The organism is Micromonospora tarensis, assembly GCF_016803395.1.
GTDB lineage: Bacteria > Actinomycetota > Actinomycetes > Mycobacteriales > Micromonosporaceae > Micromonospora > Micromonospora tarensis.
The window spans coordinates 84944-95716 of record NZ_JAEVHL010000004.1; the positions used below are offsets into that span (position 1 = coordinate 84944).

Below are 10773 nucleotides of genomic sequence, written 5' to 3' on the forward strand. Positions count from 1 at the left end.
GCGGCGGCAGGGGCGGCTTTTCGCGTTCAGGGCACCGACCAGCGGGCTGGCGGCTATTTTTGGAGCGTCCGAGTGGGGTCGCCGCAATCGTCCCGGTCGTCGCCGTTCCTGCCTCCGGCGGCCGGGAGTTGCGAGCAGTACGGCAACCAGGACAGGAGCGACGTGCAGACACGGACACTCGGCCGCAACGGGCCGCGGGTTTCCACGATCGGACTCGGCGCGATGGGGATGTCCGATCTCTATGGCCCAGCCGACGAGGCCGAGAGCCTCGCCACCATCTACGCTGCGCTCGACGCCGGGGTCAACCTGATCGACACCGGCGACTTTTACGGCATGGGGCACAACGAGATGCTGATCGGCCGGGCGCTGCGCGGTCGCGACCGGGAGCAGGTCATGATCAGCGTCAAGTTCGGGACGCTGCGCGATGCCGCTGGCGGCTGGCACGGCTCCGACGGCCGGCCCAAGGCGGTCGCCAACTTCCTCGCCTACACCCTGCGCCGCCTCGACACCGACTACGTCGACATCTACCGTCTGAGCCGGCTCGATCCTGAGGTACCGATCGAGGAGACCATCGGTGCCATCGCTGAGCAGGTACAGGCCGGCCGAGTTCGTCACATCGGTCTCTCCGAGGTGGGTGCCGAGGCTATCCGCCGGGCGAACGCCGTGCATCCCATCAGCGACCTGCAGATCGAGTACTCGCTGCTCTCCCGGAGCATCGAGGCGGATATCCTGCCCACCCTGCGCGAGCTGGGTATCGGCCTGACGGCCTACGGCGTCCTCTCCCGGGGCCTGCTCAGCGGCCGATGGACGGCCGAGCAGGCACTCGCTCCCGGCGACTTCCGGGGCTTCAGCCCGCGGTTCCAGGGTGACAACCTGGTGGCGAACCTGGGCCTGGTCGAAGCACTACGGACCATCGCCGCCGCGCGGGGCGCCACCGTCGCGCAGATCGCCATCGCCTGGGTTCTCAGCCGAGGAGAGGACATCGTTCCCCTGGTCGGTGCCCGCCGCCCTGACCGGCTGACGGAGTCGTTGGGGGCGCTCGATCTGAGGCTGACCGACGACGACCTGGCCGCCATCGAGCTGGCGGTACCAGTTGGCGCGGCGGCCGGTGAGCGGTATGCGGCCCCGGCCATGGCAGACCTGGACAGCGAACGGTGACCGTGGCGGGGAGCGCCCGCCCGGTTGCTCGCAACGCCGCCGGGGCGGTGAATGACCGACGCTGAGGTGCGGCAGCCCTCGCATCATGGGCGCGGCCGGCGAGGGACACCACCGGACCGGCGACGATGATCGTCAGCGGCGTGGCGTCCGACCCTGCGCCGTTCGGATGTCAAGGGCGCGGTCGGGCGTCCGCGAGGCGGTCGAGCAGCTCATTCAGGAGCGCGCGTTCGCCGGGCGTGAGCAGTTCGGCGGCATCATCAAGCACGGCCTTCAGTCCGGCTGCGCGTTGCGGGTAGTCACGCCCGTTGCTAGGGGCTGCCGCGCCGGTGATGGCGTTGATCGTCGCTTCCCGGAGCCGGCGGGAGAGGTCGAGGTCGCGCTCCTCGGGTGGTGTGCCGATGAGGTTGAAAGTCACCCCGGTGCCGACGGCGTGGACCATGCCTACGCCGGTTTCGATGCTGACCGCGAGCCTGCCGGCCGCGGCGACGCGTTCTACCAGCATGCGCAGCCACTGCCGGGCCCTTTCAGCGGCCACGGAACGACGGCCCGGATCCGGCTCCCCGTACATGAGCAGGTAGTAGGCCGGGTGTTCGAGGCCGAACCGGACGTGTGTGTCCCATCCGGTGCGTAGGTCCTCAAGTGGATCATCAGTCAAACTCTGGCTCTGCTTTCCCGCCAGGTAGGTGTCGAACCCGGCGGACGCCACCGCGCTGAGCAGGCCGTGCATGTCGGTGAACAGCCGGTAGATCGTCGGTGGCTGGACACCTGCCGCCGCGCTCACGGCGCGAGTGGTCACCGCCTCGCGGCCCTGTGACTGCAGGAGGGCCGCTGCCGCGTCGATGATTCGCTGGCGTACCGCGCCGCGCTCGCTCACGGGACAACGATAACACCGGCATGTTATCGCTCCATTTCCACCGGAAGCTCTGTAGCGCTATCAATGATATTCCGTTATCGTTGGTAACGCCGGTGGTTGCGGCGGGATCCAGGTCGAGAGCCCTGCAGCACCTGCGCTGAGGGCTCCATCCCCGAGACAGACGCTCAAGGTGGCTGCGCCCGTGTCTCCCGAGCAGCTGGATCGCGTCCGGCTGGGATCACTTGGAGACCTGCTCCAGCTCAAGCGGTAGTCGACACGACGATCAGAAGGAGACGCGATGGACAAGCGCAGACTGGGGTCCAACGGACCTGAGGTATCCCGGCTCGGGCTGGGCGCCATGGGTATGTCGGACCTGTACGGGCCAGCGGATGACGCCGAAAGCATCGCCACGATCCGCGCGGCGCTCGACGCCGGAATTACCCTTATCGACACCGGCGACTTCTATGGCTCAGGCCACAACGAGCTGCTGATCCGGGACGTCGTGAAGGAGCGCAACCGCGAAGACGTAGTGATCAGTGTCAAGTTCGGAAGCCGGCGCAGCCCGGACGGTGGATTCCAGCCGGCGCCCCCGGATACGGACCCGGTTGCTGTCAAGGATCGACTCGCGTTCACGCTGCGTCGGCTCGGAACCGACTATGTCGACATCTACCGCCCCACCCGGCTGAACCCGGACGTGCCGGTCGAGGACACGGTCGGCGCAATCGCCGAGCTGGTCCAGGCCGGCTACGTACGCCACGTCGGTCTCTCCGAGGTGGGCGCATCAACGCTGCGCAGGGCGGCCGCCGCGCACCCGATCAGTGATCTACAGATCGAGTACTCGTTGCTCTCCCGCGGAATCGAGGCCTCGATCCTGCCCACCGCCCGCGAGCTGGGCATCGGGATCACCGCATACGGCGTGCTCTCACGAGGGCTGCTGTCGGGGCACTGGACGCCCGACCGGGAGCTGGCGGGCAACGACTTTCGCGGACAGGTGCCGCGCTTCCAGGGCGAGAACCTGCGGGCGAATCTCGCTCTGGTTGACGCACTTGGGCAGGTCGCCCAGTCGATCGACGCCACCGTCGCGCAGGTCGCGATCGCCTGGGTCGCGTCACGCGGACCGGACCTCGTGCCACTGGTCGGTGCGCGCCGCCGCGACCGGCTCGCCGAATCGGTAGCCGCAGCAGACCTCGTTCTGAACGAACATCACCTCGCCGCGATCGAAGCCGCTGTTCCCGCCGGATCAGCAGCCGGCAACCGCTATCCCTCCCAACACATGGCCAAGCTCGACAGCGAGCGTTGACCGCAGGTACCACGAGAGGAGGACGACAAGAATGTTCAAGGTAGTCGCCATCACCGGCGCGGGTACCGAAATGGGTAGGCTCACCGCACGTAACCTTCGCTGACCTGCTGCCCATCGGCCCGCAGTGGCGGATGGGCTCAACCTGGACCGTCCTGCCAATTCGCAAGCGCGGTGCGGAGAACGCGGCGTCTACGGTTTACGCTGCGCGGCCACCGCCAGATCTGAAGTCATGTCCACGGCAGACAGACGATCACGGGGTGGCCGCCGCACCTCGTCTACCCGACCCCACCAGCAACATCTCAAACGGCGGCTGCCGTACCCGGTAGTCGTACTTCAAGTCATCCAGCACAGCCGGATCGATGGCCGCTTCGAACTTCGCGACCAGATCGCGGGTGCCCTTCGGCAACTTCGCGGCAGTCGCTCGAAGCTGCTCACGTCCTTCGGCGGTCAGGGACTGGAGCGAGACGGGGAAGCGGAGTCGTTCGGCGAGGCTGAAGGCGCCTCCGAAGTGGCTAACCATCTCATGCTCGTAGTTCATGACAAGCGCCTGCGCCTTGCCGCCTGTCGCGACCTTCGCGTTGTGCTCGTATCGATGCTCCACTTTATTACGCAGCGCTACGAATAGCTCTGCGTTCAGTCTGACCGGGTCGCTGCTGTTGGGATAGCGCCGCTTCAAGCAGAATTCAAGATCCCACGCCTTCGGCTCTCCGTCGATCAACTTGTACTCGCCGGTCTGGGCGTCCTTGTAGTGATAGTCGATCTTTGCCTGGTGGAACTCAGCATGCAACAGGTAGTGCCATGCCTTGTGCATGTGGGTGAGGAAGTCGCAGTAGTTGCCGCTTGAGCAGTTCCACTCGTCCACTGCCTTTAGGGCGTGTCGCTGCGACTCGGTGAGAATGTGGCACCAACGGGCGTATGCCATTTCGCACGTCCTTCACGTCCAGCATGAAGGATCACACTTAGAGGCCGCTCAAGACAAGCGGAAATCTAACCTGGCCACGTACGGGCAGCCGGTCATGGAAAACACGGAGGTGTCGCGGTCGCACCGGCTGACGACCCTGCAATCGCTCGCCGGCCAGTCGGTAGGACGGCAATGCCCCTGCCGCACTCGACCGACCAGCAGTGGATTCAGCCCGGCCCGGGTCGGGGCTGCACAACACCGGCGCCACCCGATGCCGCTGATGTCCACGAGCACAGCGCCTGGTCCCTACAGCGCCTGAGCCGTCCAACGGCTCCCGAGCACCCACCGAGCGACCACCCCACCACCGAGGCACAAGAAAAAGGCCCTGACCCAGTGTGAACCACCAGGTCAGGGCCTATCTCGTTGGTGCGCCGCCAGGGACTCGAACCCCGAACCCGCGGATTAAGAGTCCGCTGCTCTGCCAGTTGAGCTAGCGGCGCTCGTCGGCAACGGAGAGAACATTAGCACCCCTCCCACCCGGGCTCCAATTCGGTTGCCCGACTCCCCCCTTCGGTCGAGCTTTGCGGGCAAAACGGCACAAACAGCTTCGTCGGCTCACCGTGGGGGCGTGGGTTGCGGCACTCATGCGGCACGATGTCCGCCAGGTACGCGAGAACAGAGGTGGGCATGGCACGGTTCACGCGAGCCGGGGCGGTGGTGGGCGCTCTGACTCTGGTGGCATCGCTGGCACTGACCGGGTGCGGTGACGACAAGAAGAATCCGGAATTCGTGGGCGGGGCGTCGTCAGACGTGAGCGCCGCACCCGGTTCGGTCCCGCCGTCGGCGTCGAGTTCCCCGAGCGGGCCGGCGCTCACGTTGAGCCCGGCCAACGGCGCGAAGAACCGGCCGGTGAGCACGGAGATCAGCGCGAAGCTCCCGGACGGCGGAAAGGTGTCCTCGGTCACCCTCACGGCGGACGGTGGCGGCTCGGTCGAGGGCAAGCTGCGCACCGACGGTTCCGCCTGGGTACCGTCGACGCCCCTGAGGTGGGGCACCCGCTACACCGCCACGGTGACAGCCGGCGGGCCCGACGGTACGAGCAGTCAGGGCACCAGCACCTTCACCACGATGGCCAAGCCGAAGTCGACAATCGGGTCGGGCCTGTACCTTTTCGACGACAAGAGCTACGGGGTGGCCATGCCGGTGGTCACCGAGTTCCACCCGGGCATCCCGAAGAGGGACCGGGCGGCGGTGCAGAAGCGGATGTTCGTCCGGACCGATCCGCCGCAGCCGGGGGCGTGGCACTGGGTCGACAACGGTACGCAGGCCTACTACCGGGGGCCGGAGTACTGGAAGCCGGGCACCACCATCACCGTACGGATCGCCATCGCGGGGATGCCGCTGAGCAACGGCCGTTACGGCGACATCGACCGCAAGGCCACCGCCAAGATCGGTCGCGCCTTCGAGATGAAGGTCGACAACGCCAACAAGAAGATGTCGGTGTTCGAGAACGGCGCGCTGGTGCGCACCATCCCGGTGAGTTTGGGCAAGAAGAGCACGCCGTCGTCCAGCGGCACGATGGTCGTGATGGAGAAGAAGGAGGCCACGGTCTTCGACACCCGCGACGACCCGGACCCGGCCAACCGCTACGTCACCGACATCCAGTTCGCCCAGCGGCTCACCTGGGGCGGCGAGTACATCCACGCCGCACCGTGGTCGGAGCACGTGCAGGGGCGGCAGAACGTCTCGCACGGCTGCGTGAACGTGTCGATGGCGAACGCCAGGTGGCTGTTCGACAAGACCCGGGTCGGTGACCCGATCACGATCAAGGGCACCGAGCGCCGGATCACCGCCGGCAACGGCTGGACGGCGTGGAGTCTGAGCTGGTCGGCGTTCATCAAGGGCAGCGCGCTGCCGGTTCCCAGCGGTGGGGCCGGTCCGGCGCTCTGAGCCTCGGGCTGTCGCGCCGGCCCGGCCCGGTGGCCGGGCCGGCGCGTACCCTTGCACTCCCCGCCGCGACGACGGCGCGGCCTACCCCGCAGTTCCGGTACGCAGACGAGCCCGGCTCACGAAACGCCGGATAGTAGCAACTTTCCGGCACTATCGGTGGCGTGTTTCGCTTCACCCTCGGCAACCGGGGCCGGCTTTCGCGCGTCAGTAGGAGACGATGGGGCAGCGACCACGACTGTGAGGGAATCATGCGAGCTAGCCAAGATCAGCTGATCAGGCCCGGTGGGCGACGCCGCGTGTTGGCGGCGGGGCTTCTCGCGGTGGCGCTGGCCTTCACCGCCGCCTGCACCGACGGCGACGGGGGCAAGCCGTCCTCGTGGCACGGCGGCGGCGAGAACCCGGCACCGAAGGCGGCGGCGACGATCAGCGAGCCGGCGGCCGACGCCAAGGACGTGCCCGCCTCCACCGGCATCACCTTCACCACGAAGGACGCCAAGGAGACCGCCGTCGAGCTCAAGGACGCGGCCGGCAAGGCGGTGGAGGGCACCCTCGCCGCGGACGGCAAGTCGTGGCTGCCGACCGGCGCCCTGGAGTACGGCACGAGCTACACGGCGACCGTGACCGCCACCGGCGACGACGGGCGTCCGGCCACCGCGACCAGCACCTTCACCACCATGGCCAAGCCGGGCAACGAGGTCCGGGTGAGCAGCTTCCTCGGTGACAACCAGGTGGTCGGGGTGGGCATGCCGCTGATCGTGAAGTTCAGCCGGGGCATCCCGGAGGACTACCGCGACGACGTGCAGCGCCGGATGACTGTCACCTCGACCCCGGCGCAGGAGGGCATCTGGCACTGGGTCAGCCCCACCGAGATCCGGTACCGGCCGAAGGAGTTCTGGAAGACCGGCAGCAAGGTCTCGTACCGGGTGCAGGCCGGCGGCCTGCCGATGGGCGACGGGTGGTACGGCCGCGCCGACCTCGGTGTGGACATCAAGATCGGCTCGGCGCTGATCATGACGGTGGACAACAAGACCAAGCGGATGACGGTGACCCGCAACGGCTCCGTGATCAAGACCATCCCGGTGAGCCTGGGCAAGAAGAGCACCCCGTCGTCCAGCGGCACCATGGTCGTGATCGAGAAGCTGCGCAAGACGGTCTTCGACACGTTCGAGGAGCTGGGCCCGGAGGACGGCTACCGCACCAAGATTGACTTCGCGCAGCGTCTCACCTGGGGCGGCGAGTTCATCCACGCCGCGCCCTGGTCCGAGGGGCAGCAGGGCACCACGAACGTCTCGCACGGCTGCGTGAACGTGTCGATGGCCAACGGCGACTGGCTCTTCAAGAACACCCAGATCGGCGACCCGATCACGGTCAAGGGCACCGAGCGCAAGCTGCAGAACGGCAACGGCTGGACCGACTGGAACATGAGCTGGGACGAGTACGTCAAGGGCAGCGCCCTGCCGTACCAGCCGCCGGCCGACCCGGACACCACCGCCACCCCGGACGGGGCGGGCACCCCGTCCGCCACGCCGACCGCCTGAGCGAGTCGTCGCAGTCGGTGCGGGAAGGCATTGCGCCGAGAAGCGGTATACCTCAGAGGAATAGATATTCCGCTGAGGTATACCGCTCGATAGCGCGTCCGCCCCGACAGCGGTGACCGACGGTCACCGTCGCCGACCATCTTCCCCATGACGACTCAGGCCCCCTCCGGAGAGGGGGCCTGAGTCGTGGCACCAGCTGGGTGACTGATGGGAATTGAACCCACGACAACCGGGACCACAACCCGGTGCTCTGCCAACTGAGCTACAGCCACCATGCCGCCGTCGCCCGGTCAATCTCCCCGGGCGGGGTGCGGACCAATAATAGCCACACCGCAGCCGGGCACGTCCAGCGGGTTGCCGGTCGGCCCGGTCGGGCTCAGAGTTCGGCGGCGATGGCCTTGGCGGTCTCCACGTCCGGGCCGGGCAGCGGGACGAACACCGTGCGTCGGTAGTACTCCAACTCCCGGATGCTCTCCCGGATGTCGGCCAGCGCCCGGTGCGCGAGGCCCTTCTGCGGCTGACCGAAGTACACCCGGGGGTACCAGCGACGGCAGAGTTCCTTGATCGACGAAACGTCGATCATCCGGTAGTGCAGGTGCGCGTCGAGGCGGGGCATGTCGCGGGTGATGAAACCCCGGTCGGTGGCGATCGAGTTGCCGCACAGCGGGGCCGTCCGCGGATCCTTGACGAACGTGCGGACGTAGTCCAGCACCAGGTCCTCGGCCTCGGCGAGGGTCACCGCCGAGCGGCGGACCTCCTCGGTCAGGCCGGACTTGGCGTGCATCGTCTGGACGATCTCCGGCATCGCCTCCAGCGCCAGTTCGTCGGCGTGGATCACCACGTCGACTCCGTCACCCAGCACGTTGAGGTCGGGATCGGTGACCAGTGCCGCGACCTCGATCAGTTTGTCCCTGCCGAGGTCCAACCCGGTCATCTCACAGTCGATCCAGACGAGGAGATCAGCCACGGCGACAGCCTACGCGCAGCCCACGCCCTGCGGCTGCGCGCTCTCGGCGGAGCGGACCGCTAGGGTTTCGGGGTGCCAGCAGAACCCGTCGCACCGCCCGCCGTCACCGAAGACGATCCCGGCGGCCGTACGGTCCGTCGCCTGGTCGCGGTGGTGGCCCTCACCGCCGTGCTGCCAGCGCTGTACCTGCCGGGCCTCGTGCACAACTTCTTCGACCTCAAGATCTACATGTCCGCGATGGACTGGTGGCGGGTCGGCCACCCGCTCTACGACTACGTTCAACCCGACCGGGTGCAGGGCGAGCTGTACTTCACCTACCCGCCGTTCAGCGCGCTGCTGCTGTGGCCGTTCGGCCTGCTCCGCCTCGGGGCCACCGTGACCATCTTCACGGTGCTCACCGTGCTGGCCGTGGTGCTGACCACCCGCTGGCTGGTCGGCCCGGTGATCGCCCGACACGACCTGCCCCGGACGTTCACGGTGGTCGCCGCCGTACTGCTGGTGCTGGCGGTGGAGAGCGTCCGCGAGACGATCACCTTCGGCCAGATCAACATGCTGCTGGTCGTGCTGATCCTGGCCGATCTGCTGTTCGCGGTCCCGCAGGCGCGACGCTGGGCGGGGGTGGGGGTGGGGCTGGCGACGGCGCTCAAGCTCTTCCCCGGCATCTTCATCGTGTACCTGCTGGCGACGAGACGCTGGCGGGCCGCGGCGGTGGCGAGCGCGACCGCGGCGGCGGCGACCCTGCTGGCGGCGGCGATCGCCCCACGCGACTCGTGGCGGTTCTGGACCCACGAACTGTGGACCACCGAGCGGGTGGGGCGCACCGACATCGTCGGCAACCAGTCGCTGTTCGGCCTGCTCAGCCGGTTCACCGCGCCGGACAAGCCGGGCCGGCTGATCTGGCTGCTGGTGGTCGCCGTGGTCGCCGGCTACGGGTTGTGGCGGGCCGCCCGCGCGGCGCGGGCCGGCGACCCGTTGACCGGCCTGACGTTGACCGGGTTGGTCGGTGCCCTGGCCAGCCCGATCACCTGGACCCACCACATCTACTGGTTCGTGCCGGCGGTGGTGCTGCTCGCCGACGCGGCGTTGAGCGCCAACCGCCCCGACGAGGCAGGCCGACGTCGGTGGCTGGCCGGGCTCGCGCTGGGCATCACCGCCGTGACCATCTACGGCGTGGTGACGTTCCAGGCCTGGGGCGTGGCACCGGTCCGCACCCGTGACCCGTTGGACTTCGTCCTGCAGAACACCTACGTGCTGCTCAGCCTGCTGCTGCTGGCGGCCTTGCCGGTGCGGTCCAGACAGCTACCCGAGAATCGCACCAACTGGACAGACCTGTCGAGTAGCCGCCAAAAGCGGTAATCTGTCCGCATCTACCTCAAGCGTCGCTCGGGTAGCACCGATCCCCCGGTGAGGGTGGCCCTCCACGTCGGCAGCGTGGAGGGCCACTCGCCGTTTCGTCCGCCGCCACCGGCGCGGCCGCGCCGGCGGGACCCGCACCGGCTGGGCGGTGGCCTCCTCGGCAACGGCCGGGGGCCACGCGAGACTCAGCGCCACCCCCGGTGGCCGAGGCAGCCGGACCGGCTCCTCCAGGTCGGCGAGGGTGGCCGGCCGCGCCGGTTCGGCACCGATCGCCCACCGGGTCCGAGCCGGGGCCCCCGAACCAACCGGGGTGAGCTGCCGTACCGCCGGCAACGGCGGGGTCGCGCCGGCACCCCGCGCGCCGAGGCCACTGAGCGAGGTCACCCCGAGCCGACCGGCCAGCACCGGCACCTGGTCCGGCTCGACCACGAAGATCACTTCACGGGGACGCAGCGGACGCAGCAGAAGCAGCGCCGCACCCACCACCAGCAGCACGCCGACGGCGAGCAGCGCCCAGGTGGCCGGACCGGTCCACCCGGCCCGTAACTCGGCGCGCAGGTCCAGGGTCAGGTCCGCGCCGCCGTCGGGGCGCATCACCACCAGGCTCATCGGTTCGTCGGTGAGGTCGTCCGCACTCCACTGCAGCGAGCCGATCCCCTCGCGTACCCAGAACGGCTGGCCCAGCGGCGTGACCGGCGCGGCGGCCGGGGCGCCGGTTGCCCCGCCGGCCGGCTCCAGCCGGACCGGCAG

General features: G+C 68.4%; 9 protein-coding genes and 2 tRNA genes. 5 read left to right on the forward strand and 6 right to left on the reverse strand.

Annotated elements, in window-relative coordinates; translation table 11 throughout:
* The first annotated feature begins 162 nt into the window (after window positions 1-162).
* Complete coding sequence (locus JM949_RS02025) at window positions 163-1158, forward strand: aldo/keto reductase (protein WP_309231958.1); 996 nt, start codon at window positions 163-165, stop codon at window positions 1156-1158.
* A 169-nt stretch (window positions 1159-1327) separates the two neighbouring features.
* Here the strand turns inward: JM949_RS02025 and JM949_RS02030 are convergent, their stop codons facing one another.
* Window positions 1328-2032: a TetR/AcrR family transcriptional regulator gene (locus JM949_RS02030; RefSeq protein ID WP_203146751.1), complete on the reverse strand. Its 705-nt coding sequence runs from the start codon at window positions 2030-2032 to the stop codon at window positions 1328-1330.
* Between the two features lie 277 nt (window positions 2033-2309).
* Here JM949_RS02030 and JM949_RS02035 point away from each other — a divergent pair, with 277 nt between their 5' ends.
* Window positions 2310-3311 (forward strand): aldo/keto reductase, encoded by a 1002-nt coding sequence (locus JM949_RS02035; protein WP_203146752.1) that lies wholly within the window; start codon window positions 2310-2312, stop codon window positions 3309-3311.
* A 250-nt stretch (window positions 3312-3561) separates the two neighbouring features.
* Here JM949_RS02035 and JM949_RS02040 read toward each other — a convergent pair whose 3' ends face one another.
* Both JM949_RS02040 and JM949_RS02045 read right to left on the reverse strand, forming a co-directional pair.
* Window positions 3562-4233, reverse strand: a complete 672-nt coding sequence (locus JM949_RS02040) for a DUF3644 domain-containing protein (protein ID WP_407664676.1) — start codon at window positions 4231-4233, stop codon at window positions 3562-3564.
* A gap of 403 nt (window positions 4234-4636) precedes the next feature.
* Window positions 4637-4712, reverse strand: a tRNA-Lys gene (locus JM949_RS02045).
* Between the two features lie 187 nt (window positions 4713-4899).
* Between JM949_RS02045 and JM949_RS02050 the strand changes: the two genes are divergently transcribed.
* Complete coding sequence (locus tag JM949_RS02050) at window positions 4900-6162, forward strand: L,D-transpeptidase (protein WP_203146754.1); 1263 nt, start codon at window positions 4900-4902, stop codon at window positions 6160-6162.
* Between the two features lie 248 nt (window positions 6163-6410).
* Window positions 6411-7700, forward strand: a complete 1290-nt coding sequence (locus JM949_RS02055; RefSeq protein ID WP_203146755.1) for a L,D-transpeptidase — start codon at window positions 6411-6413, stop codon at window positions 7698-7700.
* 199 nt (window positions 7701-7899) lie between these two features.
* Here JM949_RS02055 and JM949_RS02060 read toward each other — a convergent pair.
* A tRNA-His gene (locus JM949_RS02060) sits at window positions 7900-7972 on the reverse strand.
* Window positions 7973-8076: 104 nt separating this feature from the next.
* A complete protein-coding gene (orn, locus tag JM949_RS02065; protein WP_203146756.1) occupies window positions 8077-8667 on the reverse strand; it encodes an oligoribonuclease in 591 nt (196 codons plus the stop codon).
* A gap of 72 nt (window positions 8668-8739) precedes the next feature.
* Here orn and JM949_RS02070 point away from each other — a divergent pair, with 72 nt between their 5' ends.
* Window positions 8740-10023, forward strand: a complete 1284-nt coding sequence (locus tag JM949_RS02070) for a glycosyltransferase 87 family protein (protein WP_203146757.1) — start codon at window positions 8740-8742, stop codon at window positions 10021-10023.
* Here the strand turns inward: JM949_RS02070 and JM949_RS36260 are convergent.
* Window positions 9967-10632, reverse strand: a complete 666-nt coding sequence (locus tag JM949_RS36260) for a hypothetical protein (RefSeq protein ID WP_238432427.1) — start codon at window positions 10630-10632, stop codon at window positions 9967-9969. The two genes, JM949_RS02070 and JM949_RS36260, sit on opposite strands and share 57 nt — an antisense overlap.
* Window positions 10633-10773: the final 141 nt, after the last annotated feature.